Source organism: Nocardia cerradoensis NBRC 101014, from assembly GCF_000308535.1.
In the GTDB taxonomy this organism is placed as follows: domain Bacteria; phylum Actinomycetota; class Actinomycetes; order Mycobacteriales; family Mycobacteriaceae; genus Nocardia; species Nocardia cerradoensis.
Genome location: NZ_BAFW01000385.1, coordinates 19687 through 45308, shown reverse-complemented (window position 1 = coordinate 45308; position 25622 = coordinate 19687). Strand labels below are relative to the sequence as shown.

21 protein-coding genes and 1 pseudogene are annotated in these 25622 nt (G+C 69.3%); 5 read left to right on the top strand and 17 right to left on the bottom strand.

Translation table 11 applies throughout. The features are described from left to right. Window positions 1-754: pseudogene (locus ON23_RS34260) on the bottom strand (acyl-CoA dehydrogenase family protein); the annotation flags it as partial. 210 nt (window positions 755-964) lie between these two features. Beyond that, window positions 965-1690, bottom strand: a complete 726-nt coding sequence (locus ON23_RS34255) for an SDR family oxidoreductase (RefSeq protein WP_039783821.1) — start codon at window positions 1688-1690, stop codon at window positions 965-967. An 89-nt stretch (window positions 1691-1779) separates the two neighbouring features. Between ON23_RS34255 and ON23_RS36405 the strand changes: the two genes are divergently transcribed. Beyond that, window positions 1780-2217, top strand: a complete 438-nt coding sequence (locus ON23_RS36405; protein WP_051043743.1) for a MarR family winged helix-turn-helix transcriptional regulator — start codon at window positions 1780-1782, stop codon at window positions 2215-2217. A gap of 241 nt (window positions 2218-2458) precedes the next feature. After that, complete coding sequence (locus tag ON23_RS34245) at window positions 2459-3517, top strand: LLM class flavin-dependent oxidoreductase (RefSeq protein ID WP_039783819.1); 1059 nt, start codon at window positions 2459-2461, stop codon at window positions 3515-3517. A 63-nt stretch (window positions 3518-3580) separates the two neighbouring features. Here the strand turns inward: ON23_RS34245 and ON23_RS34240 are convergent, their stop codons facing one another. From ON23_RS34240 to ON23_RS34215, 6 genes are read right to left on the bottom strand one after another with little or no spacing between them, the layout of a single operon-like run. Next, window positions 3581-4930, bottom strand: a complete 1350-nt coding sequence (locus ON23_RS34240; RefSeq protein ID WP_039783817.1) for an NtaA/DmoA family FMN-dependent monooxygenase — start codon at window positions 4928-4930, stop codon at window positions 3581-3583. 1 nt (window position 4931) lies between these two features. Then, complete coding sequence (locus tag ON23_RS34235) at window positions 4932-5963, bottom strand: aldo/keto reductase (protein ID WP_039783816.1); 1032 nt, start codon at window positions 5961-5963, stop codon at window positions 4932-4934. A gap of 46 nt (window positions 5964-6009) precedes the next feature. Beyond that, on the bottom strand, window positions 6010-7224 hold the full coding sequence (locus ON23_RS34230) for an acyl-CoA dehydrogenase family protein (protein ID WP_039783814.1): 1215 nt from the start codon (window positions 7222-7224) through the stop codon (window positions 6010-6012). Further along, window positions 7221-8243, bottom strand: a complete 1023-nt coding sequence (locus tag ON23_RS34225) for an LLM class flavin-dependent oxidoreductase (RefSeq protein WP_083904420.1) — start codon at window positions 8241-8243, stop codon at window positions 7221-7223. The genes ON23_RS34230 and ON23_RS34225 overlap by 4 nt, the downstream gene beginning before the upstream one ends. A gap of 46 nt (window positions 8244-8289) precedes the next feature. After that, a complete protein-coding gene (locus ON23_RS34220; protein ID WP_039783811.1) occupies window positions 8290-9534 on the bottom strand; it encodes an LLM class flavin-dependent oxidoreductase in 1245 nt (414 codons plus the stop codon). Continuing rightward, complete coding sequence (locus ON23_RS34215) at window positions 9531-10805, bottom strand: acyl-CoA dehydrogenase family protein (protein ID WP_039783809.1); 1275 nt, start codon at window positions 10803-10805, stop codon at window positions 9531-9533. Before ON23_RS34215 ends, ON23_RS34220 begins: the two co-directional genes overlap by 4 nt. 329 nt (window positions 10806-11134) lie before the next feature. Between ON23_RS34215 and ON23_RS34210 the strand changes: the two genes are divergently transcribed. Both ON23_RS34210 and ON23_RS34205 read left to right on the top strand, forming a co-directional pair. Beyond that, window positions 11135-12955 (top strand): ABC transporter ATP-binding protein, encoded by a 1821-nt coding sequence (locus ON23_RS34210; protein ID WP_083904418.1) that lies wholly within the window; start codon window positions 11135-11137, stop codon window positions 12953-12955. Continuing rightward, complete coding sequence (locus ON23_RS34205; protein WP_039783808.1) at window positions 12952-14754, top strand: ABC transporter ATP-binding protein; 1803 nt, start codon at window positions 12952-12954, stop codon at window positions 14752-14754. The genes ON23_RS34210 and ON23_RS34205 overlap by 4 nt, the downstream gene beginning before the upstream one ends. A gap of 12 nt (window positions 14755-14766) precedes the next feature. Here ON23_RS34205 and ON23_RS34200 read toward each other — a convergent pair whose 3' ends face one another. Next, a complete protein-coding gene (locus ON23_RS34200) occupies window positions 14767-15243 on the bottom strand; it encodes a winged helix-turn-helix transcriptional regulator (RefSeq protein WP_051043741.1) in 477 nt (158 codons plus the stop codon). Window positions 15244-15320: 77 nt separating this feature from the next. On the opposite strand from ON23_RS34200, the gene ON23_RS34195 reads away from it, so the two are divergent. Further along, entirely contained in the window at window positions 15321-16163 is an 843-nt protein-coding gene (locus ON23_RS34195; protein ID WP_039783807.1) for an enoyl-CoA hydratase/isomerase family protein, read from the top strand. Window positions 16164-16196: 33 nt separating this feature from the next. Here ON23_RS34195 and ON23_RS34190 read toward each other — a convergent pair whose 3' ends face one another. From ON23_RS34190 to ON23_RS34155, 8 genes are all read right to left on the bottom strand, one after another. Further along, window positions 16197-17231, bottom strand: a complete 1035-nt coding sequence (locus tag ON23_RS34190; protein ID WP_039783806.1) for an aldo/keto reductase — start codon at window positions 17229-17231, stop codon at window positions 16197-16199. Further along, window positions 17228-18268 (bottom strand): aldo/keto reductase, encoded by a 1041-nt coding sequence (locus tag ON23_RS34185; RefSeq protein ID WP_039783804.1) that lies wholly within the window; start codon window positions 18266-18268, stop codon window positions 17228-17230. The genes ON23_RS34190 and ON23_RS34185 overlap by 4 nt, the downstream gene beginning before the upstream one ends. A gap of 11 nt (window positions 18269-18279) precedes the next feature. Further along, window positions 18280-19623, bottom strand: coding sequence for an NtaA/DmoA family FMN-dependent monooxygenase (locus tag ON23_RS34180; protein ID WP_039783802.1), 1344 nt, complete (start codon window positions 19621-19623; stop codon window positions 18280-18282). Beyond that, a complete protein-coding gene (locus ON23_RS34175) occupies window positions 19620-20957 on the bottom strand; it encodes an LLM class flavin-dependent oxidoreductase (RefSeq protein WP_039783800.1) in 1338 nt (445 codons plus the stop codon). The genes ON23_RS34180 and ON23_RS34175 overlap by 4 nt, the downstream gene beginning before the upstream one ends. 52 nt (window positions 20958-21009) lie before the next feature. Further along, a complete protein-coding gene (locus tag ON23_RS34170) occupies window positions 21010-21915 on the bottom strand; it encodes a LysR substrate-binding domain-containing protein (RefSeq protein WP_036503399.1) in 906 nt (301 codons plus the stop codon). Between the two features lie 102 nt (window positions 21916-22017). Beyond that, window positions 22018-23634 (bottom strand): dipeptide ABC transporter ATP-binding protein, encoded by a 1617-nt coding sequence (locus ON23_RS34165; protein ID WP_039783797.1) that lies wholly within the window; start codon window positions 23632-23634, stop codon window positions 22018-22020. Further along, the gene (locus tag ON23_RS34160; RefSeq protein WP_083904417.1) at window positions 23631-24671 is read right to left on the bottom strand and encodes an ABC transporter permease; all 1041 of its coding nucleotides are present in this window, start codon (window positions 24669-24671) and stop codon (window positions 23631-23633) included. Before ON23_RS34160 ends, ON23_RS34165 begins: the two co-directional genes overlap by 4 nt. Continuing rightward, entirely contained in the window at window positions 24668-25621 is a 954-nt protein-coding gene (locus ON23_RS34155) for an ABC transporter permease (RefSeq protein WP_039783792.1), read from the bottom strand. Before ON23_RS34155 ends, ON23_RS34160 begins: the two co-directional genes overlap by 4 nt. Window position 25622: the final 1 nt, after the last annotated feature.

Here is a 25622-nt window from a genome sequence, read left to right as displayed (position 1 = left end):
GTGCCCGCAGGATGCCGGCGGCGATCGCGTGCAGCAGCAGATGAACCAGCGGGCTGCGGGGTCGTCCCGGGCCCGGGAGCAGCCGGAATTCGCCGATCTCGTCCGCGTGCACGAGCACGTCGTCCAAGACGGTGGTGCCGCTGCCGGTCTCCCGCTGTCCGATGCCGTCCCAGTCGTCGACGTGCAGCACGCCCTCGCGGTCGCCCGGTACGACCACGCTGACCTGTTGTCCCGCTTCGTCGTTCGCGCCGATGCGCAGATAGTCGGCGTAGATGCTGCCCGTGCTGTAGAACTTGCGGCCGTTGAGCCGGAAATGATCGCCCTCGGCGGTGAGCAGTGTGTCGTAGCTGTACACACCCGGCTGACCGGACAGCTCCGACTGCGCACCGGCGAAGATCTTGCCCTCGCGGATCCACCGCAGCCACTGCCTGCTTCGCTCCGTCTCACGTGTGCGCAGCGCTTCCTCGACGGTGCCCCAGTGGATCCGCAGGATGTGCGGGACGTCGGGATCGGCCTGCGCGAGCCGCACCGCGAGAGCGAAGAATTCGCGCAGGTTGTAGCCGGCGCCGCCGAGTTCGCGCGGCAGCCGCACCGCGCCCAGGCGATGCTCACGAGCCAACGCCAGCGCGCGATCCGGTCGGCCCCCGCCCGCCTCGCGGCGGCGCCGGGCATCCGCGGCGATCTCGTCGATCACCGCCTGCAATTCGATGGAGTCGAGCGCCGGTGGAACCGGCTCCGTGTGTGTCGACGTCATAATGCCCTCCGGGGACCGTCGGTGAGGTGGATGGATCGCGCGATCAGGCCGCACGAGGGGCGCGTCCCGCCCCTGCGGCGGATACGACGCCGATGCCCTAACGGGCCCGGCGCGGTCCATATCCGTGATAACTGAACGACATTCGCACGTTCCGGCGGCCGACCAGAGGCTTTGGTTCAGGCCAATTCTTACCGCGATCGCCCGCGGAGGTCAGAAGAGTCCGCCGCCGGCGCGCACGGATTGGCCGGTGATCCACCGCGCGTTGCCGGAGACCAGAAACGCGACGATGTCGGCGATATCCCCCGGCTCGCCGATGCGGCCGAGAGGCGTTGCCGCAGCGACCTCTTCGAGCGCGGCGGTACTTCGTGCACCGGCGAGTGCTTCCGTGCGGGTCGCACCCGGCAGCACACTGTTCACGGTGATGCCGCGCGGACCCAACTCCTTGGCCAGAACACGCACCAACTCCTCGGCGGCGGCCTTGCTCGCGGCATAGACGGCCGAGCCCGGACGGTGAGTGACGGTCACGCCCGAGGAGATCACCACGATCCGGCCGTGGTCACGCAGGCGGTTCGCCGCCTCCCGCAGTGCGACGAACGTGGCCTTCACGTTGAGCGAGAAGGTGAGGTCGAAATCCTCGTCGGTGGCCTGCGCGAGAGCTGTGAACCGAGCGGTGCCCGCGTTGTTCACGAGAATGTCGACTCCGCCGAACTCGTCCTCGGCCAGATCGAACAGCCCGCGCAGCTGCGCGGGGTCGGAGACGTCGGCCCGGGCGGCCACCGCGTGTCCGCCACAGGCCTCGATGGTGGTCACCAGTTCCTCGGCCGCGGCGCGGTTGCCGAGATAGTTGACGACGACAGCCATTCCTTCGGATCCGAGCCGGCCCGCGATCGCCCGCCCGATCCCCGCCGACGCCCCGGTCACTATCGCTACCGGCATGAGTCCTCCACATAGATGAGTATGTCTATAGTCCACACACTCGACTAATTGGTGGAGCATGTCAACAGTCGGGGAGCTAGACTTTGCCGATGGCCATCGGTGACCCGGATCCAGTGACCGCCTTCGGCGCATTGCACCGGGAGCTGAGCGTGCTCTACGGAAAGGTCGCGCGCAGTTACGGTTTGACCCCGCAGCAACTGGAGTTGCTGTGCCTGGTCCACAAGTCGCGGCCCACCTTCGGCGAGCTCGCCGCGGCGCTCGGATGCGACAAGACCAATGTCACCGGAATGGTGGACCGGTTGGAGCGCCGGGAACTGCTGGCGCGCGAACAGGATCCGGCGGACCGGCGCATCACCCGAGCGGTCCTGACCGGGCCCGGGCTCGCGCTGCGCGACGATATTCGCGCCACACTGGAGCGGCAGCTGGCGGCGCGGCTCCCCGGCACCCAGCGAGACCGGATGATCGACGCGGTGGCAACGGCAGCGGCGGCGCTCGCGCAGAGTCGTCCAGATCCGGAAACACACTGAACCTTCGCGATCGGAGCACCGGCGCCTCGGCATCGCCCTCGAATCCCCCGGAATTTATTTCGGGCGAGAACCGATTTCCGCAGTACACAGCGCTTTTCACGGATCTCGGCGAGCTGCCGGACAGGCGATCGGACCGTCCGGCGGGGTCATACTCTCGGTGTTCGCCTCGCCGAACATTCTTCCTCCGGCGGTAGCCAGCAGCGCCCGCCTCGGATCGCGACCACCGAACAGGACGACCCCGATGAGCGCCGAATTCCTCTGGTACATCCCCAATCAAGTGACACCGGGCCACCGGGGCGACACCGTCACCACCGATCACAACAGCCTCGACACCCTCACCGCGCAGGCGCGGGCGCTCGAGGAGTACGGCTGGAAGGGCGCACTGCTCGGCACCGGATGGGGACGTCCGGACACGCTCACCGTGGCGGCGGCGCTGGCCGCGCGCACCCAGTCGTTCGAGCCGCTGATCGCCATCCGGCCCGGCTACTGGCGTCCCGCCCACTTCGCCTCGGCGGTCGCCACACTCGACCATCTGTCCGGCGGCCGGGTCCGGATCAACATCGTCTCCGGGAAGGACAATCTCGCCGCCTACGGCGAATCCGAGGAGGACCAGGCCGCCCGCTACGGGCGCACCGAGGAGTTCATCCGCCTCGTTCGCCGGCTCTGGACCGAGGAGAACGTCACTCACGCCGGAACGCACTACCGGGTGACCGATTCCACCGTGCTGCCGCGCATTCCGGCCCGGGAGGGCAGGCCACATCCCACCCTCTACTTCGGCGGGGCGTCGGCCGCCGCCGAGCGAGTCGCGGCGACCGTGGCCGATGTCCAGCTGTTCTGGGGTGAGCCGCTCGCCGACGTGCGCGAGCGGATCGAGCGTTTGCGAGAGCTGAGCGAGCAGCACGGACGTGAACTTCCGCCGCTGGAATTCGGTCTGCGAGTCACCACCGTCGTGCGCGACACCACCGAACAGGCATGGGCCGATGCCCAGGCCCGGGTCGCGGAGATGGCGAAAAATCATGAGGCGGGCCCGGGACCGCAGTGGCGCGCCGCGGTCGGCCAGCAGCGCCTCTACGACCTCGCGGCCCGCGGCGACGTGCTCGACGACAACCTCTACACCGCGCCGGGCCGGGTCGGCGGGGGCGGCGCGGGCAGCACCTGGCTGGTCGGTTCGGCCGAGGACGTCGCCAAATCGCTGCGGAAATATCAGGACCTCGGGATCACTCATTTCGTCCTGTCCGACACCCCCTACCTGCAGGAGATCCACCGCCAGGGCGAGCAGCTGCTGCCGCTGCTGCGCTGAACGAGAACACCGAGGCGGGGCTCGATGCCCCGCCTCGGCACTACCGCTGCCGCACAACCATTTTCAGGCCGATTCGGCGATCTCGCCCCGCTGCCGGCGCGCCACCGGCAGCCCCAGGCGCGCACGCAGTGTCCGGTCCCGATACTCCCGCTGGAACAGCCCGCGCCGCTGCAGAATCGGCACCACGCCGGTCGCGAAGTTCTCCAGATCCACAGCTGTTTCGGCCGGCATGATCGTGAACCCGTCCGCGGCTCCGGCGTCGAACCACTGCTGCAGATCGTCGGCGACCTGTTCGGGGGTTCCCACCAGCAGGCGATGCCCCGATCCACCGGCGCCGCGTTCGATCACCTCGCGCGGCGTGCGCGGCCCGGCGGCGATCAGCGCCCGGGTGGACTCACTGAATCCGGTCGAAAACGTCTCGGCCGGAATACTTTCCGGGAGATCTCCGACGGCGATCGGATCGTCGGGTCCGAACGAACCCGCCGGCAGGCCGAGGTTGGCGAGAAGGTTGGCGGTGAGCCGCTCGATCGGCAGCAGGTCGTACAGTTCGCGTTCGCGGCGACGTGCCTGCTCCTCGGTGGCCGCGACCAGCACCACCACGCCGAGTGAGACCTTCACCGCGTCCGGGCCGCGACCGGCGGCCACGGCCCGGCGGCGAATCTCCTCCCGGAACGCGACGGCCCGCTCCCGGGTCTGAGCCACCGTGAACACCACATCGGCGAAGTCCCCGGCCAACCTGAGGCCGCCCTCCGACCCGCCCGCCTGCACCACGACCGGCCGACCCTGCGGGCCCGGCGGCACCGGCAGTGGGCCCGCGACGGAGAAGATCTCTCCCTCGTGGTCGATGCGGTGGATCCGGTCCGGATCGGCGTAGCGGCCCGACGCCTTGTCCGCGACCAGCCAGTCGGCATCCCAGCTGTCCCAGAGTTTGGTGACCACATCCAGGAATTCCCAGGCCCGCTGATAGCGGGTCTCGCGAGCGGGATGGGCGTCGAGGCCGAAATTCGCTGCGGCGGCGGGTGTTCCGGTGGTGACGATATTGACCGCCGCGCGTCCCTTGGTCACATGGTCGAGCGCCTGGAATCGCCGTGCCAGGTTGTACGGCGAGTTGTAGGTGGTCGAGGAGGTGATCACCACGCCGAGGTGCTCGGTCACCGCCGCGACGGAGCCCAGCAGCACCAGCGGATCGATACCGGTGCCCGGCGCCTCCGCGATCTCCCCGCGCAGCGCCGGCCCGTCGCCGAGGAAGACCGCGTCGATTTTCGCCGCCTCCGCGATGCGCGCGAGCCGCTGGAAGTAGTCGATATCCAGATACGCGAGCGGATCGGCGTGCGGCAACCGCCACGCCTGCCGGAAGTGCCCCGGCGTCATCAGCGACAGGTTGAGATGGAAACCCGATGTCGGACCGGACATCTCAGCGCCGCGATCCGGTTCCGTGCACGCCGTGCTCCTCGATGAGCGCCAGTTCCTCCTCGGTCAGCGCCGGGAAGCTCAGCGCCGCCAGGTTGTGGTCGAGCTGTCCGGTGGAGCTGGCGCCGATCAGCGCCGAGGTGACCTCGGGTCGCCGCAGCACCCACTGCAACGCCAGCTGTGCCAGCGACTGCCCCCGCGATTCGGCGATCTTGTTCAGGGCGGCGGTGCGCTGCCGATAGGTGTCGTCGATAACCTCGGGCGAGAGGAAGGCGCTGTTGCGTGCCCGCGCGCCCTCGGGAATCGTCTCGAGATACTTGTCGGTCAACAGTCCTTGTGCCAGGGGTGAATACACGATCACACCGAACCCGTCGGCACTGGCGGTGTCGAGCAGCCCGCTCTGTTCGGGGCCGCGATCATAGATCGAATACCGGGTCTGATGGATCAGCAACGGCACCCCCTCCCCGCGCAGCAACTCGGCGATCTCGTGCGCCCGGTCGGGCCGGTAGTTGGAGATGCCCACGTACAAGGCCTTGCCCTGGCGCACCACGTCGACCAGCGCGCCGACCGTCTCCTCCAGCGGAGTCTCGAGGTCGGGGCTGTGGTGGTAGAAGATGTCGACGTAGTCGGTGCCCAGATCGCGCAGGCTGTGCTCCAGCGATCCGACCAGCGATTTGCGGGAGCCGCCACGAAGATAGGGACTGGCGCCGATCGGATTGCCGGCCTTCGTCGACAGGATGAGCTCATCGCGGTAAGGCGCCAGATCCTTCGACAGCACCGCGCCGAAGGTCAGTTGCGCGGCCCGGTGCGGCGGGCCGTAGCGGTCGGCGTTGTCGAAGTGGGTGATGCCCAGATCGAAAGCGTGAAGGATGATCTCGCGCTGGGTGGCGAAGGGGTAGTCGGTGCCGAACTTCTGCCACAGGCCGAAGGAGATCGACGGCAGGTCCAGACCCGAACGCCCGCTGCGGCGATACGGGATCGTCTCGTAGCGATTGTCGGCAGCGGAATAGGGCGAGTCGGGGGTGTAGACGGTCACGGGGTCCTCTCGGTGATTGTCGATGGTGACTTCGGGGTTGATGGGCTCAGAACAGTCCGGTGGTCGGTGGTTCCGCACCGGTCAGGTGGTAGGCGCCGGCGACGGCCTGTTTCCATTGGCGCGGATTGTGATTGGCGACGGTGCGGGCATTGCGCCAGTGCCGGTCGAAACCGAGGCCACGGTCGGTGATCGAGCCGCCACCTACGTCGAAGAGCAATTCCGCTGCGGACAAACCCGATTCGATGGCGACCACACCGGCCTGTGCGACCTCGACCGCGGCCGCGGCGCCCGCGGCGCGGGCCTGCGCGCCGGTCAGGCCGTGCACGCCCGCGAGGGTTTCCGCGGCGAGGAGGACCACCGCGCGTGCCGCCTGAGCATGGGCCGCGATCCGGCCCACCGTCTGGCGGACGTAGGGATCGTCGACACTGGCGCTCGCGGAACTGTGTTTGATCGGGCGGGCCTTCTCTCGCACGAAGGTGACGGCGTCGTCGAACGCGCGCGCCGCCACTCCGGCCTCGACCGCGGCGAGGTAGAGCTGCGCGAAGGAGCCCTGCCACGGATTGTCCGGCTCGTCGGCCTCGGTTTCGGTGACCTCGTGGCCGTACACCGGCGCGTTCGTGAAACGCGTTGTGCCACTGGCGGTCAGGCGTTGACCGACGGCGTCGAAATCGTCGAGCCGCTCGATGCCCGCGCGATCGAAGGGCACGGTGAAGCGCAGCACCGTACCGTCCTCGGTGCGCGCCTGGGTGGAGAACCAGGACGCGTACAGGCCGCCGGTCGAGTAGTACTTCTCGCCGTCGACGATCCAGTCGGCACCCGAGCGGCGGGCCGTCGCATTGGTCTGCCCGCTCGCCCCGCCGGTGCGTTCGTTGGCGGTGCCGGCGAACAGGTCGCCGGCCCGCAGCCGCTGCAGGGTGAGATCCCGCTGCGGGAGATCGGGGCGGCTCGCGACCCGGTACGCGGTCAGGAAGGTGCTGCGAAGGGCCTGTGCCACACTGGAATCGGCACGAGCTATCGCGATCACCAGATCGGCGACGGCGCGCAGCGAACCGCCCGCACCGCCGTCCTCGCGGGCGATGCCCGTCAGCGCGATCCGGGTTTCGGCGAGTGCGCGCACCTCGGCGAAGGCGTAGTCGCGAGCGGATTCGCGGGCCGCGGCGGTCTCGCCGAGCCGGCGCAGAATCGGCTCGGCGGCGGCGCGGATACCGGCCACGGTCGGACCGGCCACGGTCGGGGTGCGAGGCGACTGAACGGCGGTCATCGCAGCACCGCCGCAACCGGTTGCAGTCCGAGCGCGGCCCGCAATGTGGGAGCACGCCGTGCGGATCGCACCGTCGCCACCGCCTCGGCGGCGGCCAGTACACCGCGGGCGCCGCCGGTCGGCGACAACTCCACCGCGTCGAGATCGTAGGCGTGTGCCCAATCCACCAGCCGGGACAGTGCCGCACGCCCGTCACGCGCGTCGCGCACCGTCACCGGCGCGCGGCCGATCAGCGCCACCTCGCCGCGTCGTCTGCCGACGCGCTCCAGGGCGGCGGCCAGCGCGCGCCCGGCCCCCGAGACGGCGGTGCCCGCGACGATGACGGCGTCCGCCGAGCGGGCCGCGACATCCCATCCGACCAGGTCGGTATCGGCGGCGACGACGAGTGGACGCCCCTGCACCGACGACGGACCGTCCAAGGGCCCGGCGACGCGATAGCCACGACCTTCGTGATCGATGCCCGCGATCAGGGCCGGATCGACCACCCGCGCACGTTCCCGATCGCCGAGCAACGCCGCGCGCGGGAACGATTCCCACAGGCGGGCAAGGACTTCCGCGTACTCCGCCCAGCGTCGTCCCGGAGGCAGCGACGGCGAGCGCGGGGTGACCGCATCGCTCACCTCGTCACCGTCACCGGGACGCAGCACCAACCCCGCGCGGCCGCCGGTGGCCCGATCGAAGGACAGCACCCGGCGGGCGACGTTGTAGGGCGCGTTGTGGGTGGTCGCGATATCGACCAGATAGCCGATATCGCCGGCCTGCCCGGCCAGATAGGCGGCGGCGATGCTGGGATCGAGGGCGCGCCGGCCCCCGGCCGAGTCGAGGATGCGCAGGGCGGCGACCCCGGCCTGCTGCGCGGCAGCGGCGATACGCGCCGCCGACTCGATCGAAACGAGTTCGCCCGCTTCGATTGTCGATGCGGCAGCGCCGGCAGCGGATCGGGCGCCGGACTCGGAGGCGGTCGCATCCGGTGCTGCCGGCCCGACGGCGACGTCGATCAGGATCGGAACGGTGCTCATCATGCTGTCCTCCGTTCGAGGGGCGGGTTCGAGGCGAACGCAGTGCTCATCGCGCCGCCTCCAGTGGTCCGCGGTCCCAGACCCCCACCGGGACCTCGGGAACGCCCAGACCGAGATGTTCGCGCAGCGTCCTGCCGTCGTATTCGGTGCGGAACAGTCCGCGCCGGCGCAGTTCCGGGATCACATGGTCGGCGAAATCGTCGAATCCGGACGGTAATACGTCGGGCATCACGTTGAATCCGTCCGCGGCGCCGGCCCGGAACCACCGTTCGATGTCGTCGGCGATCTGTTCCGGAGTGCCGACCACGATGCGGTGCCCACCGCCGCCGGACAGCTTCTTCAGCAGCTGTCGCAATGTCGGGCGCTCCCGATCGATGATGTCCTTGACGACCCGGTAGAAGGTTTGCGAACCGCCGGCGTCGTCGGGTTCGGGCAGCAGGTCGGCGGGGATGCGCTCGTCGTCGGCGAGGCCGTCCAGCGAGATGCCGAGTTGTCCGGCCAGCCGGTTGCGCGCATAGGCCTCAGGCAGCAGTTCGTCGAGCAACTCTCGGCGCCGGGCCGCCTCCGCCTCGGTGCTGCCCACCACGGTGGACAGCCCGGGCAGAATCACGATGTCGTCCGGATCGCGGCCGAATGCCCGTGCACCCTCCCGCAATTCGGTGCGGAACGCCCGCGCGGTGCCGAGATCCTGTTCGGCGGAGAAGATCACCTCCCCCACCCGCGCGGCCAGCCGTTTGCCGTCACTGGAGCCACCGGCCTGCACGACCACCGGCCGGCCCTGCGGGGAACGGAATTCGGTGCGTTCGGCCCAGCTCGCGACGACCCGTTCGACGAATTCCGCCGCCCGCCGGTACCGCAGCGCATGGTCGGGTTCGGCGTCGCGGCCGAAGTTGCGCGCCGCGACCGGCCCGGCGGTGGTGACCACGTTCCAGCCGAAGCGGCCACCACTGAGATGGTCGAGATCGCCGAGGCGGCGGGCCAGTTCGACGGGATCGTTGTACGACGACGAAAGCGTGGCGATCAACCCGATCCGCTCGGTGCGCGCCGCGATCCGGGCCAGCACCGTGGTCGGCTCGAGGTTGTTGCCGGGGCGATGTTCGACGCTCGGGTCCAGCGCGGGCCCGTCGGCGAGGAAGACCGCGTCGAGGGTGGCCTCCTCGGCCTTCTTCGCGATCGAGGTGTAGTGGTCGATGCCGTAACTGGCCAGAGGGTCGGTCCCGGGGAAGCGCCACGACCCACCGAACACTCCGGCGTTGAGGATGTTGACGTTGATGTGCAGGTATTCGCTCACCGGTGGCTCCGCACCTCGACGGCCGGCTCGCCCGCATCAGCGACCGAGGGCCGGTCCCGGTAGTAGCCCGGCTGCGGCGTCACACCGTTGACCAGATGGTCGCCGACGAGCCGCGGTTTGTAGACGACAGGGTTGTGCGAGGCCAGCGTGCGCGCGTTGCGCCAGTGTCGGTCCAGATGAACGCTGTTGCGCACCGCCGAGGAGCCGAGTGCGTCGAAGGCGGTGGTCGCGGCGTCGAGCACCGCCTCGATGACAGCCACCTGGGCCGCGGAGGTCTCGACGTACGCGTACCCGAAATCGGCCTCCGCCCCGCTGGTGTGGGCTGCCTCCAGGGTCACCGCGGCGTGACGCAGCAGGGTTTCGGCGGTGCGGCGCCGGACCTCCAGCCGACCGACGACACCGAGCACCTCGGGATCCTCGGCGGCGTTGCGGGTCAGCGCGTGCAGACTGGTGCGCGTGCGCCCGCGCACCAGATCCACGGTTTCGGCGACGATACTGCGCGCGATACCGGTCAGATTCGCCAGATGTACGATCTGCACGAACGAGTCCAGACCGCGCAGCGACTCCCGATAGCGCCCGATGTCACCGTGCTCCTCGACCGGAACGTCGTGGAAAAGCGTCGTGCCACTGCCGGTTTGGCGTTGCCCGATACCGTCCCAGTCGTCGGCGTGGGTGACGCCCGGATGATGCGCCGGGACGACGACGAAGCCGCGATGGCCGTCCTCGTCGACCACCGCCGCGCGGATGAAGTCGGCGAAGCGCGAGCCGGTGGAATAGAACTTGGTTCCCGACACGAGCCGCCGGCCGTGTTCGTCGGTGCGCACCCGGGTAGTGGTCGAGCCCCATTCGCCCGTGACGGTGCCCGCGGCCTCCGCCGCGGCGATCACGGCCGACGGTTCCGATTGCGCATTGCCGAATACCGCGCCGGCGCCGATCCGGTGCAGCCAGTAGGCCCGCACCTCGGAGTCGGTTTCGGCGCGCAGGATTTCGGTGGTGGTGAAATGGCCACGCCAAATCTGCGGAATGTTGGAGTCGGCGCGACCGGCTTCGGCGAGCAGATCGAACAGCGTCGGCAGGTCGACATCGAAGCCGCCGAATTCGACCGGCACCCGCAGGCGCCCGAATCCGGCGTCACCCAGTGCGCGAATCAGCTCGTCGGGGTGTTCGAAGGACAGGTCGCGTTCCCCGGCGCCCTTCGCGAATTCGGCCAGCACCTCGCGGATGCGTACCAGTGCTTCGGCCGGCGAATCCGGTCGTGATATCGGGGTCATGGCAGTCCTCCTGGAGCCGGAATCGTCCGCGGCCTGAGTGGTCGCCACAGTGGAACACTCGCGCCGGACGAAATCGACGGGTGCGCTCACGATGATTGAAATCCCTTGCCCTGCCTAATCATTGACGCCGCGAGCGTTCAGTTGAACTGAACGATTCGATAAGCGGAACTGTCTTGTTCTCCCCGGCCCGCGACACCGATGGTGGTTTTGGAATCACGCCGATCAAGTTCGTTGCCATAAACAACGAACTTCGCGACAGTGGACGAATCGACAGATGAGGAGGTGCCGGTGGCACGCGTGGCAGATTCGGTGCACCGGCAGTCGGCTTCATGAGCATGGGGGGTAATCCGGTCCTGGCCGCGGCGGGGATCGAGACCGAGCGGGGCGCGAACACGCTGCGCCGCGGGCTGGCGAGCCTGGTACGCGGCTGCCGCCGGCATCCGCGGATGGCGGCGATCGCCTTCTTCTGCAGCATCGTCAACGGCGGCTGCATGGTGCTCGGCGCCAAGGCGGTGGGCTGGTGTACGGACCACATCGTGGTCGCCGGATTCGCTCACCACGGATTCGGGTGGGCCGCCGGGGCTGTCGGCGCCGTCTTCGTACTCGGGGTCTCGCTGCTGCGAGCGGTCACCATCATCGGACGGACGGTCGCGACCGGGAACATCCAGTTCGGGTCCACCGCGGCGGCACGCAAGGCCGTGGTCGCACAGTATCTCCGCCTGGGCGTGTCCTGGCATCGACGTCATCAGGCCGGATATCTCGTCTCGCATGCGGTCTCCGACACCGAGATGGCCTGGGATCCCATGCAGCACTTCCCGTTCGCCGTCGGTATGACCGGGATGCTGACGCTGGTGATGGTCGATATCGCGCTCGCGGACGCCTGGCTCGCGGTGATCGCCGTGATCGTCATACCGCTGGTCCTGGCCGCGAATCTGACCTATCAGCGCGTGCTGGCGCCGCGCGCACAGCGGGCCCAGCACCAGCGCGCCGTGCTCAGCGCTCTGGCACACGAGGCGGTCGAGGGCCGTCAGGTCATCGCCACCCTGGGCATCATCGATCAGGAGATCGCGCGGTTCGAGGCATCGGCCGACCGGCTGCGGGCGGCGAATTTGCGGGTCGGCGGCGCCAACGCGATCTTCGAACCGGCGATCGAGCTGCTGCCGCCGCTGGCCGCGCTGGTGATTCTCGCTGTCGGGGTCGGCCGCATCGAAGCCGGGCAGCTCGGCGTCGGAACGCTCGTGGAGGTCGTCTATCTGCTGATCACCACCGCGATCCCGCTGAACGTCCTGGCACGCTTTCTCGGGGTGCTCCCCCTGGGCGTCGCCGGACAGGACAAACTGGCGGCCACCGCCGCCGAAACCGAACGCCCCGCGCAGGGGCGATGTCGGCCCGACTTGCCGGCCTCCGGAAGTGCGGTCCACCTCACCGCGGCCGAATTCGGCTACACCTCGGCGCGGGTGGTGCACGACATCGCGCTGCGGATTCCGTCGGGCGGCCTGGTCGCCGTCGTCGGCCCGACCGGCTCCGGGAAGACCACTCTGCTGGCCCTCATCGCCCATCTGCTGGAAGCCGACCGGGGCACGGTAGCCGTCGACGGCGTCGACACCCGCGAGCTCAGCCCCGCGGCATTGCGCGATCGCACCGCCCTGGTGACCCAGAACGCCTTCCTGTTCACCGACACGCTGCGGGCCAACATCACTCTCGGCGCGACCGCCGGCGACGACGCGGTCCGGCGCGCGCTGCGTGTGGCCGGCGCCGACGATTTCGTCGCGGCACTGCCCGGCGGGCTCGACACCGTGGTATCCGAGTCCGCGCAGCTGTCGGGCGGGCAACGGCAACGCATCGCTCTGGCCCGGGCGATATTTCGCAGACCGCGCCTGCTGCTGCTGGACGACACCACCTCCGCGTTGGACCCTCTGGTCGAGCACACCGTGGTGGAGCGGCTACGCACGGAATACGCGGGAACGGACCGGCACACCACCGTCGTATTGGTCGGCCATCGGGCGGCGACGATCTCCCTCGCCGACACCGTCGTCTACCTCGAGGCCGGTCGCATCGTCGCGCACGGCCCGCACGAGGAACTGGCGGCGACCGTACCCGGGTATCGAGATCTGCTCGGCGCCTACGACACCGCGGAGACCCTGCGATGAACTCCGCTGCACCGCACCGTGATTCGATTCCCGCACTGCTGCGCCGACTCGACCGCCACGCACCCGTGCCGCGCACCGCTCTGCTGGGTATCGCGCTGCTGGTCGTGGTCGCCGGCGGCGGTCGCATCGTCATCCCGGTCACGATCCAATACGCGCTCGACCATGCTCTGCTCGCCGACACCACGCCGGCTGCCCGGTCTCATATCGTGTTCGAGGCGGTCGGTGTCGGCGTGGCGGCGGTCCTGGCCGCGATGCTGAGCTCCTCGCTGGTGAACCGCCGCTTGATCCGGATCGTGGAACGATTCCTGTTCGAATTGCGCACCGCGGCCTTCACCCGCGTACTGCGTCGCGATCCCGCCGATCGCGGCACCGATTCCGGCGGTGACCTGGTCGCCCGCGTCACCAACGACCTGGACATGGTGACGGTCTACGCCCAGTCGGGCGGCGTCACCCTGGTGCAGAACCTCTGCCAGATGGTGCTGGCTCTGGCCGTGATGGCGGTGTACTCGTGGCCGCTGGCGGTGCTGGTGCTGATCATCGGCACGCTCGTCCCGATCGCCGGGCGCCGATTGCAGCGACTGGTGTCGCAGCGCTTCGACGCGGTACGCGTGCGGATCGGCGAACTGTACGCCGGACTGCTGGAACTGCTGCTCGGTATCGACACCATCCGGGGCTACGGCATCGAGGAGCGGATGCGCGCGGGCACCGAGCGGCGCATCGACGCCGTTCTCACCGCACAGCGGAAGACCCTGTGGCCGGTCGGATTCAACATGTCGGTCGGTGAGTGGGCCAGCGGACTGATCACCACCTCGGTGATCGTGGTGGGCACCGCCGCGGGCATCGGCCCGCTGCACGCGAGCGCCGGTGACATCGTGGCATTCCTGTTCCTGGCCACCTTCTTCGTGCGGCCCATGCAGTTCGCGGTCACCAGCCTCGCCGATGCCCGCAACGCCGAGGCCGGACTGCGCCGGGTGGCGGCTGTTCTGGACGCTCCGATCAGCTCACGTACGCCCCGGCACACCACCCTCCCGCCCGGCGCGGCGACCGTCGAACTGGCCGGGGTGACATTCGGCTACGTGCCGGGAAGGCTCGCACTGGGTCCGGTGAATCTGCGGATCGCGGCGGGTGAGCACGTCGCGGTTGTCGGCGAAACCGGTTGCGGTAAGTCCACGTTCGCCAAACTGATCACCCGTCAGCTGCTGCCCTCGGGCGGGCGGGTGGCGCTGTGGGATATCGATACCGGTGACATCGACGGCGGGGTGCTCGCGCGGCGGGTGGCGATCGTGCCGCAGGATCCGTTCCTGTTCGACCGCAGCATCGAGGACAACATCGCGCTCGGGCGCGACGGCGCCTCCCGGGAGGCGGTGCTCGACGTCCTGGACCGGCTCGGCCTGCGTGAATGGATCGACCACCTCCCCGACGGCCTGCAGACGGTGGTGGGTCGCCGCGGCGAAGCGCTGTCGGCGGGCGAACGGCAACTGGTCGCCCTGGCGCGCACCGCCCTGACCGATCCGGATCTGCTGGTGCTCGACGAGGCCACCAGCGGCGTCGACGCGGCCACCGATGTGCGACTGCAACGCGCCTTGGTGCAGCTGACCTCCGGCCGCACCACCGTCACCATCGCCCACCGGCTGCACAGCGCCGAGATCGCCGATCGAATCCTCGTCTTCCACGCGGGCCGGATCGTGGAAGACGGCCCCCACGAGCAGCTTTCGGCCGCCGGAGGCCGCTACGCCAGACTGCACGCCGCCTGGGCGCCCGATGCCGCGAACCGTTCCCGCGGTGAACTCATCGGCTGAGCGCCGACACCCTCACTCCGATCCGCCGGCTACTCGCCGAATCGACGCCCCGGCGATCACCTCGATATCGGCGGGATCGCAGGCGGGCGTGTCGGCGGGCACCACCGCGGCGACGACCTCCCGCCCGGTGCGGCCGTCGACCAGCCGCACCGGCGGACCCGCCGGATCCGCGAGATAACGGTCGCCCCATTGCATCAGGCCCACGACCACCGGATACAGATCCCATGCCTTTGCGGTGGGCAGGTACTCGTATCGTTCGCGCCGTCCGTCCGCACGGTAGGGCTGCCGCTCGGCGAGCCCCTGGTCGACCATGTCCGCCAGCCGCTTGCTGAGCACCGAGGTCGACACCCCCAGATGCTGCTGAATGTCTTCGAAACGCCGGACGCCGTTGAACAATTCGCGCAGGACGATCAGCGTCCACCGGCTGCCGACCACCTCCAGTGCGCGGACCACCGGGCAGTTGTCCAATCCGACCGATGCCCATTCCATACCGGTGATGCTACCGGTTGAGTTCTGAATGCGAAGTCAGCTAGGGTCTGAGTTCTACAATAGAAGTCAGGAGTGTCATGTCCGCTCACTTCACCGCTCTGACCGTCGACTCCGACCACGGCGTCACCACCGTGACCATCGACCATCCCCCCGTCAATCTGCTCGACGAAGCACTGGTAGCCGACCTCGACCGGCTGCACGCCGAACTGCGCGACGATCCCGGGACCCGAGTAGTCGTCTTCGCCAGCGCGAACCCGGAATTCTTTCTCGCGCACGGCGATATGCGTCTGGTCACCGATCCGCAAGCGCTCGAAACCTATGCCGCCGGTCCCGGGCCGACCCTGTTCGAACGCTACCGCGCCCTGCCGCAGCCGACGATCGCGAAGATCACCGGCCGGGCCCGCGGCGGCGGTGCGGAATTCCTGCTCGCACTCGATTTGCGTTACGCCGCACTCGATCACGCGTGGTTCGGCCAGCCCGAGGTAGCGCTCGGCATCTTTCCCGGTGGTGGCGGCACACAGCTGCTGCCACGGCTGATCGGCCGCTCCCGGGCGCTGGAGGTCGTTCTGGGGGCGCAACTCTACGATGCGCGCACCGCCGAACACTACGGCTGGGTCGACCGCGCCCTGCCCGCCGAGGAGCTCGACGCCTTCGTCGACGACCTCGCCCGCCGCATCGCCGGTCATCCCCCGGCCGCGGTCGCCGCCGCCAAACGCGCCGTGCTGACCGCGAGCGAGCTGCCGTTGACCGAGGGCCTGGCCGCCGAGCTCGAGCTGCTCATGCCGCTCTTCACCGGAACCGATGCGGTGCAACGGTTCTCCGCCGCACTCGAGGCGGGGGCGCAAACCCGCGCCGGGGAGCTCGAGTTGGAGGAGTTGATCGAGCGCACCGGCTCGGCCACGCCACAACCCGCCGGATAGCGCCTGAAACGCCGGCTCGGCGGCCGGGCGGTGTCAGGCCGAGCGGCGCAATGCCGGGTCGGCGAGGGCGTCGGGGATCTTCCCGGTGTCGCGTTCGTGGAAATACGTTCCGGGCGGGACGATCTCGTCGATCCGATCCAGCACCTCGGATTCCAGCACCACATCGGCGGCGCGCAGGTAGGTGTCCAGATGTTCGCCGGTGCGGGGGCCGATGATGATGCCCGAGACGTCCGGATGTGAACCCGCGAAACCGATCGCCAGCTCGATCAGGCTCAGGCCCGATTCTTCGGCCAACCGGGCCAGCGCGTCGGCGGCGGCGAGTTTCGCCGCATTGGCCGGGGCGTCGATATCGAAGCGCCCCGGGATCAGGTCGGCCCGGTGTGATGCCGGCTGGTCGGCCCCGATCCGATACTTACCGCTCAGCCAGCCGGCGGCCAGCGGACCGTAGGTGAGGACGCCGAGGCCGTATTTCCTTGCGATCGGCAGGGTTTCGCGTTCGATGCCCCGGACCAGCAGCGAGTAGGGCACTTGTTCGCTGACCGCGCGGTGCCACCGGCGCCGGTCGGCCGACCACTGCACCTCGACCAATTCGGCGGGCGAGAATACCGAGGTGCCGTAATAGCGGATCTTGCCCGCGCGCACCAGATCGTCGAGCGCACCCACGGTCTCGTCGATCGCGGTGATCGACTCCGGCCGATGCACCTGATACAGGTCCAGGTGATCGGTGCCCAGGCGGCGCAGCGAATCCTCCACCGCACGCACGATCCAGCGCCGGGAGTTACCCCGATGCGACGGATCGTCGTCGACCGAATTGTGAAATTTGCTCGCCAGGATCACCTGGTCACGGCGACCGGCCAGCGCTTTGCCGACGATGATCTCCGATTCGCCGCGCGAGTAGGTGTCGGCGGTGTCGATAGTGTTGATCCCGGCGTCGAGTGCGCGATGGATCAGGGCGACGGATTCCTCGTGGCTGGTGTTGCCGCGCGCCCCGAAGTTCATGGTGCCCAGGACGAACGGGCTGATCCGCACGCCGGTGCGGCCGAGGGTACGCAGGTCGGACAGGCTCATCGGCGGGCTCCCGGAAGGTGGCGGCGAAGGGTGGATTCGGTCAGTGACGGCGGCAGGTAGCCCTCGTCGGCGGGGCTGATCGTGACGCCGGGCGCGACGATCTCGTCGATGCGGTCCAGCACGTCGGTGCCCAGGCGCACGTCGACCGCGCCGAGCTGGCCTTCGAGCTGGTCCAGGGTGCGTGGTCCGATGATCACCGAGCTCACCGCCGGATGCTGCAGGACGAACGCCAGAGCCAGGTGGACGAGCGACAGTCCGGCCTCGTCGGCCAGTTTCGCGAGCTCCTCGGCCACGGCGCGTTTGCGCTGATTCACCGTCAGGGCCGGATCGTGGCGATGCGGCTGGCGTTGCAGCCGTGAGGATTCCGGCGCCTGCCCACCGTCGCGGTAGCGTCCCGACAGCCAGCCACCGGCCAGCGGACTCCAGGTCAGCACCCCGAGCCCGTAGCGCTGGGCCACCGGCAGCGTGGCCCGTTCGGCACCGCGCGCCAGGATCGAATACGGCGGCTGTTCACTGACCGGCCGGTGCAGCTGCCGATCCTCGGCCACCCATTGCGCCTCCACCAGCTGATGAGGTTCGAACGTGGTGGTGCCGTAGTAGCGGATCTTGCCGGCTCTGACGAGATCGTCGAGCGCGCCCAGCGTTTCCTCCAGCGGGACATCAGGATCGGGCCGGTGGATCTGATAGAGATCGAGATGGTCGGTGCCGAGGCGGCGCAGGCTGTCCTCGACCGCGCGCAGAATCCAGCGGCGCGAATTACCGCGGGTATTCGGATCGGTGCCGATCTGCCCGTGGAACTTCGAGGCCAGGAACACCTCGTCGCGCCGGCCCGTGAGTGCCTTACCGACGATCTGCTCGTTCTCGCCCTGCGAGTACACATCGGCGGTGTCGACCACCGTGATGCCGGCGTCCAGTGCGCGATGGATGATCCGGATCGCGTCGTCGTGATCGCGGTTGGCCCAGGCGCCGAAGTTCATGGCGCCCAGGGTGAGTGGGCTGACCAGCACACCGGTGCGGCCCAGATAGCGGGATGTCATGCGGTGAGTTGTCACTTTCTGTCGGCGGCCGCGAGGGCCGGTGCGAAGGAATTCGACGGTTCCGCCAGCCCGAGGTGGTGACGCAGGGTGGTGCCGGTGTATTCGCGCCGGAACAGTCCTCGGGCGCGCAGCAGCGGCACCACCTGATCGACGAAATCGGCCAGCGACGCCGGCAAGACCGCGGGAATGACGGTGAACCCGTCCACCGCGCCGGTGCGGAACCAGTGCTCGATGTGGTCGGCGACCGCGTCCGGCGTACCGGCGACGACACGGTGCCCGCCGAGGAATTCGGTCAGCAACCGCCGCACGGTATATCCGGTTTCGGCGGCGTACCGGGTCAGCGAATAGAAGAAGCCCTGCGGCCCGATCCGTCCTTCCGGCAGCGTGAGCAACCGTGGCGGCAGCGGTGCGTCGAGATCGAGCACCTCGTCGGGATGTCCGAGCCAGGCGGCCAGCGATCGCACCGGATCGCTGTCGGGGTGCAACCGCTGCTGCAGCCGATCGAACGCCGCCTGCGCCTCCCGCTCGGTCGAGCCCAGCACCGGGATCAGGCCGGGAAGAATCCGGACGGCATCTGGATCGCGGCCGGAAGCCGTTGCGGCGCTGCGTATCTCGGTGGCGAACTCCTGCGCCCCGGCCAGGCTCAGATGGGTGGTGTAGATCGCCTCGGCCCACGCCGCGGCGAAGGACCGGCCGGGTCCGGACGCACCCGCCTGCACGAGCACCGGCCGCCCCTGCGGCGAGCGCGGCACGTTCAGCGGCCCGGCGACCCGGTAGAACTCACCGTCGTGGTCCACCGCGTGCACCCGGGCGGGATCGGCGAACCTGCCGGCGGCCTGGTCCCCGATGACGGCGTCGTCCTCCCAGCTGTCCCAGAGCCGGAGGGTGAGGTCGACATATTCGGCGGCACGCCGGTAACGCTCCTCCCGCTCGGGCAGGTCGTGGAGGCCGAAGTTGCGGGCGGCATCCGGGGCGAACGTGGTGACCACGTTCCATCCCGCCCGGCCGCCGGAGATCCGGTCCAGCGACAGGATCCGCCGCGCCAGGTTGTAGGGCCGATTCAATGTCGTCGTGGCGGTGGGGATCAGGCCGATCCGCTCGGTACTCACCGCCAGGGCGGAGGTGAGCAGAATGGGATCGAGGGTGGCCGCCGGCGCGCGGGCGATCGACGGTTGCTGCACCGGGATATCCGGGAACAGCAGCCCGTCCAGCGCACCCCGTTCCGCGATCTCGGCCGTCCGGCGATAGTGCGACAAACGGATGAAGGCGTCGGCGGGCAGATCGTCTTCACGCCAGGCCGCGGGGTGGTAGCCGGAGCTGCCGACATTGACGAAGAAATGTAGTTCGCGCGTCATCGCGCCACCTCCGGGGTGCGGATCGGTTCCGGTATCGGCAAGCCGAGATGCGAGCGCAGTGTGCTGCCGCTGTATTCGGTGCGAAAGACGCCGCGCCGCTGCAGAATCGGCACCACACCCGTCACGAAGTCGTCCAGGCCGCCGGGGAGCACATCGGGCATCAGGTTGAATCCGTCGGCCACCCCGGCCTCCACCCACTCGACGATGGTGTCGGCGACCTGCTCCGGTGTGCCGGTCACGATGCGGTGACCGAGTCCGCCGCCGAGATGCCGCAGCAGCTGCCGCACGGTCAGGTTCTCGCGACGGGCCAGGTCGACGGCCACACGGCGGAAGGTGTGCGAGCCACCCGCCACCCGCGAATCGGGCAGCTTGTCGAACGGCAGCGGCGAATCCGGTTGCAGCACTTCCGGATTCACACCGAGTTGGTCGGCCAGCCGTTGCAGCGCGTATTCGGTGGGCACCAGTTCGTCCAGCAGGGCTCGGCGCTCGGCCGCCTCACGCTCGGTGGCCGCGATCACCGTGGACAACCCCGGCAGCACCAGGAAACTGCCGGGCGGCCGGCCCGCCGCTGCCGCGCGCGCGGACACATCGCGTCGGTACTCGGACGCTTCGGCCACCGTCTGTGCGGCGGTGAAGATCACTTCACCGACCGTCGCGGCGAGCGCCCGCCCCGCGTCCGAGGCACCGGCCTGGACGATCACCGGCTCGCCCTGCGGAGAGCGCGGGACGTTCAACGGCCCTGCCACATCGAAGAATTCACCGCGGTGGTCGATCCGGTGGATGCGATCCACATCGGCGAACCGGTGGGCCGCTTTGTCCCCGACGAGGGCGCCGGGTTCCCAGCTGTTCCACAGTTTGCGCACCACATCGACGAATTCGGCCGCCCGGCGATACCGCGTGGTGTGGTCGAACTCGTCGTCGTAGCCGAAGTTGCGGGCCGATTCGGCGCCGGCCGTGGTGACCACGTTCCATCCGGCCCGCCCGCCGCTGAGCAGGTCGAGCGTGGCGAAGCGGCGCGCGACGTCGTACGGATCGTTGTAACTGGACGACAGTGTCGCGATCAATCCGATCCGTTCGGTCGCCGCCGCCACGGCGGCCAGGATCACCGACGGTTCCAGGCTGTTGAACGGCCGGAAACGGATATCGTCGCGGAGCGCGGGCCCGTCCGCGAGGAAGATCGCGTCGAACTTCCCGGCCTCCGCCGTCCGCGCGATCCGCACATAGTGGTCCAGGCCGAAACTCGCCTCCGGATCGGCGCCGGGAAATCGCCACGCTCCGCCGAAAACTCCGGCGTTGAGGATGTTCACATTCAGATGGACTCGGCGTCGCGCCATGGCTACTCCTTCTCGCTTCGCGGCCCGGCATCCGCGCCAGTTTTCTGAAACGTCACGACGCCAGGCGCAGCGGCTGAGCTACCGAGCGCAGCGCGCGGATCGCCGCCGCCACGGCCGGTCGCTCCAGCGAGGCTTGCCGATACGTCACACCGACGTGCCGGACGCCGTTGTCGATCGAGCACGCGACCAATCCGGTATGCCGGTCGGCGACCGAGATCTCCGGCACGATCGTCACTCCCAGCCCGTGCTCGACCATCTCGGCCATACCTTCGAAGCTTCCGCTGCGATGTTCGATCCGCGGCGCGAACCCCGCTTCCCGGCAGGCGAAATGCACCGACGCCACCGACGGCTCCCCGTCCAGGGCGGTGATCCAGTCGGCATCGCGAAGACTGCTCAACCCGTGCTCCCGGACCCGCTCCCGCCACTGCGGCGGGGCGAGCAGGACCAGCGGGTCGCTGAACAGATATTCCGAGGCCAGACCCAGTGGCAGATCCCGGGACCGGAACGAATACGAATAGGTGATCGCCAGATCCACGTCCTGCTGACGCACCGCCGGGACGGAATCCACCGGCCGCAGATCCACCAGCCGCACCCGCAGCCCGGGATGGTCGGCGCGCAACCGCACCGTGACCGGCAGCGCCAGGCGCATCTGAGCGGTGCGGAAGGTGGCGACGGTCAATACGCCGGTCACCGCCTCCGAGGTGGCGCTGACCGCGGATTCCGCCTCCTCCAGCGCTGCCACGATCCGAGACGTGTGATCCACCAGGACACGCCCGGCGTTGGTCAGCCGCAGTACCCGGCCCTCGCGGCGGGTCAGCACGACGCCGACCTCGTCCTCGAGGATGCGCAGCTGCTGCGATACCGCCGAGGTGGTGATGCCGTGCAGTTCGGACACCGCGGTCATCGTCGTATGTTCGGCCAGATCCCGCAGGAGGATCAGCCGTCGAATGTCGTACATGGTCCCTCGCTTCGACTGCGGGACATCCGGTGTTCATCATTGCCAGCGGGTGATCGTGGAGGAAATCCTTACGATCAGAACGATTCTGTGTAGCTGCCGGCCTCACGCCGGCACCGGCAGCTGTGCCCGCGCCCCCGGCACCGCGGCCAGCAGGGTACGGGTGTACTCCTCCTCCGGCTCCTCGAAAACCGCTGTCACCGAACCTGTTTCGACCACCCGTCCGCTGCGCATCACGGTCACGTCGTCGGCGATCAGCCGCACCACACCCAGATCGTGCGTGATGAACAGATAGGTGAGCCCGTGCTCGGCCTGCAGATCGGTCAGCAGCTGCAGGATCTGCGCCTGCACCGACACATCGAGTGCGGAGACGGCCTCGTCGAGCACCAGGACACGGGGTTCGGCGGCCAGCGCCCGCGCGATCGCGACACGCTGCCGCTGGCCTCCCGACAATTCGGCCGGACGCCTGCTCAGGTGTGCGCGGTCCAGCGCCACCGCGTCCAACAGCTCGGCCACCCGCCGGCGCCGCGCCGCGCGGTCCCGGATCAGGCCGAACGCCTGCAGTGGCTCGCCGATGATCGAGGCGATGTCGAAGCGGGGGTCCAGGGAGGTGTACGGATTCTGATACACCAGCTGGATCTGCCGGCGCAGCGGACGCGGGCGGCGCCCCTTGCCGTCGACGCGGACGTCGTCCAGCCACACCGCACCCGCGTCCGGGCGTTCGAGGCCCACCACGAGCCGCGCCAGGGTGGATTTCCCCGCGCCCGACTCTCCGACGATCGCATGAGTGGTCCCCGCCCGCACCGAGAGCGAGACCTCGTCCACGGCCCGCACTCCCCCGCCGAAACCCTTCGTCACCTCCGACAGCCGCAGAACCGGTGGCGCGGAGACCACCTCGGATCGGACGGGCGCTCCCGCGGAGGGCGCGAGCCGCCCGGAATGCGCGGCGGGCGCCGCGGCGAGCAGCCTGCGGGTGTACTCGTGGCGCGGTGCGGACAGCACCGCGGCCGCCGCCCCCTGCTCCACAATGCGGCCGCGCTGCAGGACCAGCAACCGGTCCGACCGCTCCGCCGCGACCCCCAGATCGTGGGTGACCAGCAGCACGCCCAAACCCAACTCTTCGCGTAACACCTGGAGCCGGTCCAGAATTCGCTTCTGCACGGTGACATCCAAGGCGGAGGTGGGCTCGTCGGCGACCAGCAGCACCGGATCGTTGGCGAGCGCGATCGCGATCAGCACGCGTTGTTTCATACCGCCGGACAATTCGTGGGGATACTGCCGGTACACCCGCTCCGGTGCGGCCAATCCCGCCGCCGCCAGCTTCTCGACGACCAGATCACGGCCCGCGTCGGCGCGCCGATGCAGTCGCAGCGCCTCGAGCACCTGCCGGCCCACCGGTTTCACCGGATTCAGCGACGTTCCCGGATCCTGCGGCACGAAGCCGACCACCGGGCCACGCACCCGTGCCAGTCGCCGGTCACTCCACCGCGACACATCCTGTCCGCCGATCTCGAGCGCCCCCGCACGTACCTGCGCGGCCGGCGGCAGGAGCCGGAGCGCGGCATGGATGGTGGTGCTCTTGCCGGAGCCGGATTCGCCGACGATCGAGACGAATTCGCCCGCCGCGACCTCGAGCGACACCCCCGACACCGCGGGCGCGGCGGCATCGCGATACCGGACGGTGAGATCGTCGATCCGCAGCAGGGGTCCGGTAGTGCTCATCGTTGTTCTCCCAACGCGCGTCCGATTCGATTCACCGACAGCACGACCACGGCGATCAGTACGCCGGGGCACAGTGCGATCCACGGATAGGTGGCCAGGAAGTCGCGGCCTTCGGAGACCGCCAGACCCCATTCCGGCTGCGGCGGCGGCGCCCCGTAACCCAGGAAGCCCAGCGCGGCGACCGCCAGCACCGCGGTACCGCATTCGAGCGCCGCCAGCGAGAGCACCGCCCGGATCGAATTGGGCAGCACGTGCCGCACCACGACACGGACGAAGCCGGCTCCCGAGCCGTAGGCGGCGGCCACGAAATCACTGCCCGCCACGGTCAGGACCTGCGAGCGCATCACTCGCGCGAACGAGGCGACCGCCGAAACTCCCACCGCCAGCGCGATATTCACCGTGCCGAAGCCGAGGGCGGTGACCATGGTCATCGCCAGCAGCAAGGCCGGGATCGACAGCAGCACGTCGACACAGCGCATGACCGCGGCGTCGGGCCGGCCGCCGATGATCCCGCTGAGCAGTCCGATCAGGGTTCCGACGAGAAACCCGAGGGCGACCGCGAGCAGGGTCGCGGTCAGGGTGGTCGAGGTGCCGTAGATGGCCCGGGCCAGCAGATCCCGACCGAGCCGGTCGGTGCCGAACGGATGGGCGAACGACGGCGGCAGGAACCCTGAATCGGGGTCACCGTCGACCGCGCTGTGATCGGTGAACCAGGACGGAGCCACCGCCCAGCCGATCACCAGGAGCACCACCAGCCACGCGAGAACCAGCCCCGGCCGAGTACGCGCCGTGCGCACCAGCCGATGAAACCGAGTGCGCTGCAACTCGTTTGCGTGCAGCTCCACCTCGTCGAGCACGGCCACCGCCTCCGGCCCTAGCCCGCTCATGCCGGGTTCGACGGGCACGAGCGGGGTGCCTGCGTGGTGACGCTGCGCTGCCGCCTCCGGCCCTCGCCCGCTCATGCTGGGTTCGACGGGCACGAGCGGGGTGCCTGCGTGGTGACGCTGCGCTGCCGCCTCCGGCCCTAGCCCGCTCATGCCGTGCTCCGCGCGTACAGCCGAGCCCGCAGTCGCGGGTCCAGCACCGGATACACCAGATCGACCATCAGATTCACCACCACGAAGATCACTGCCGCGAGCACCACCACGGCCTGCACGACCGCGACGTCCTGGGTGCGCACCGCCGTCTCGGTCAACCGGCCCAAACCCGAACGGGAGAACACCGTTTCGACGATCACCGCACCCGCCAGCAGATTCCCGAACGTCACCCCGGCGATGGTCAGGGCGGGCAGTGCGGCATTGCGCAGCACCTCGCGCACCACCACCCACAGCCGGGTCGCCCCCTTGGCCAGCGAGACCGTCACATAGCCCGCGCGCATCCCGCTGTCGAGGTTCTCCAGCAGCAAACGCGCGATCGGTGCCGATACCGGGATCGCCAGCGTCACCGCCGGCAACACCAGGCTGGCGACGCCGTCGTTGCCGATCGGCGGAAACCAGCCCAGCCGGAACGAGAACACCTGCAGCGCGGCCAATCCCAGCAGGAACACCGGAATCGACACCCCGGCCGCAGGTAACGTCGCGAACAGCTCCGCCAGCCACCGCCACCGCGTGTAGGCGGCCACGATCGCGACCACCGTGGCCAGGGCCACCGCCAGCACCAGCGCGGTGACAGCGAGCACCGCGGTCTGCGGCAGCACGCTGCTGATCATCGCCCACGCGTCCAGCCCGGTCCGGGTGGAGCGGCCGAAATCTCCGTGCACGGCCTGCCCGAGACGGTGCAGGTACTGGCCGAACAGCGAGTGGTCCAGACCGTAGTAGACCCGCGCCTTCTGCTTGTCGCCCGCGGTGATCAGATCACCCTGGGCCGGATCGAACAGCACGTCCACCGCGTCGTAGGGCAGGACGTAGAGCAGCGCGAAGGTCACGGTGTAGGCGCCCCACACCACGAACACGGCCTGCGCGAGCTTCGCGGCCACATAGCGCAGCACG

Bases quoted from the DNA above. Each gene is read 5' to 3' on its own strand.
- ON23_RS34165 (WP_039783797.1), bottom strand. From the start codon at position 23,634: ATGAGCACTACCGGACCCCTGCTGCGGATCGACGATCTCACCGTCCGG.
- ON23_RS34210 (WP_083904418.1), top strand. From the start codon at position 11,135: ATGAGCATGGGGGGTAATCCGGTCCTGGCCGCGGCGGGGATCGAGACC.
- ON23_RS34255 (WP_039783821.1), bottom strand. From the start codon at position 1,690: ATGCCGGTAGCGATAGTGACCGGGGCGTCGGCGGGGATCGGGCGGGCG.
- ON23_RS34240 (WP_039783817.1), bottom strand. From the start codon at position 4,930: ATGTCCGGTCCGACATCGGGTTTCCATCTCAACCTGTCGCTGATGACG.
- ON23_RS34190 (WP_039783806.1), bottom strand. From the start codon at position 17,231: ATGAGCCTGTCCGACCTGCGTACCCTCGGCCGCACCGGCGTGCGGATC.
- ON23_RS34215 (WP_039783809.1), bottom strand. From the start codon at position 10,805: ATGACCCCGATATCACGACCGGATTCGCCGGCCGAAGCACTGGTACGC.
- ON23_RS34175 (WP_039783800.1), bottom strand. From the start codon at position 20,957: ATGGCGCGACGCCGAGTCCATCTGAATGTGAACATCCTCAACGCCGGA.
- ON23_RS34245 (WP_039783819.1), top strand. From the start codon at position 2,459: ATGAGCGCCGAATTCCTCTGGTACATCCCCAATCAAGTGACACCGGGC.
- ON23_RS34160 (WP_083904417.1), bottom strand. From the start codon at position 24,671: ATGAGCGGGCTAGGGCCGGAGGCGGCAGCGCAGCGTCACCACGCAGGC.
- ON23_RS34230 (WP_039783814.1), bottom strand. From the start codon at position 7,224: ATGACCGCCGTTCAGTCGCCTCGCACCCCGACCGTGGCCGGTCCGACC.
- ON23_RS34185 (WP_039783804.1), bottom strand. From the start codon at position 18,268: ATGACATCCCGCTATCTGGGCCGCACCGGTGTGCTGGTCAGCCCACTC.
- ON23_RS36405 (WP_051043743.1), top strand. From the start codon at position 1,780: ATGGCCATCGGTGACCCGGATCCAGTGACCGCCTTCGGCGCATTGCAC.
- ON23_RS34180 (WP_039783802.1), bottom strand. From the start codon at position 19,623: ATGACGCGCGAACTACATTTCTTCGTCAATGTCGGCAGCTCCGGCTAC.
- ON23_RS34170 (WP_036503399.1), bottom strand. From the start codon at position 21,915: ATGTACGACATTCGACGGCTGATCCTCCTGCGGGATCTGGCCGAACAT.
- ON23_RS34200 (WP_051043741.1), bottom strand. From the start codon at position 15,243: ATGGAATGGGCATCGGTCGGATTGGACAACTGCCCGGTGGTCCGCGCA.
- ON23_RS34225 (WP_083904420.1), bottom strand. From the start codon at position 8,243: ATGAGCACCGTTCCGATCCTGATCGACGTCGCCGTCGGGCCGGCAGCA.
- ON23_RS34195 (WP_039783807.1), top strand. From the start codon at position 15,321: ATGTCCGCTCACTTCACCGCTCTGACCGTCGACTCCGACCACGGCGTC.
- ON23_RS34205 (WP_039783808.1), top strand. From the start codon at position 12,952: ATGAACTCCGCTGCACCGCACCGTGATTCGATTCCCGCACTGCTGCGC.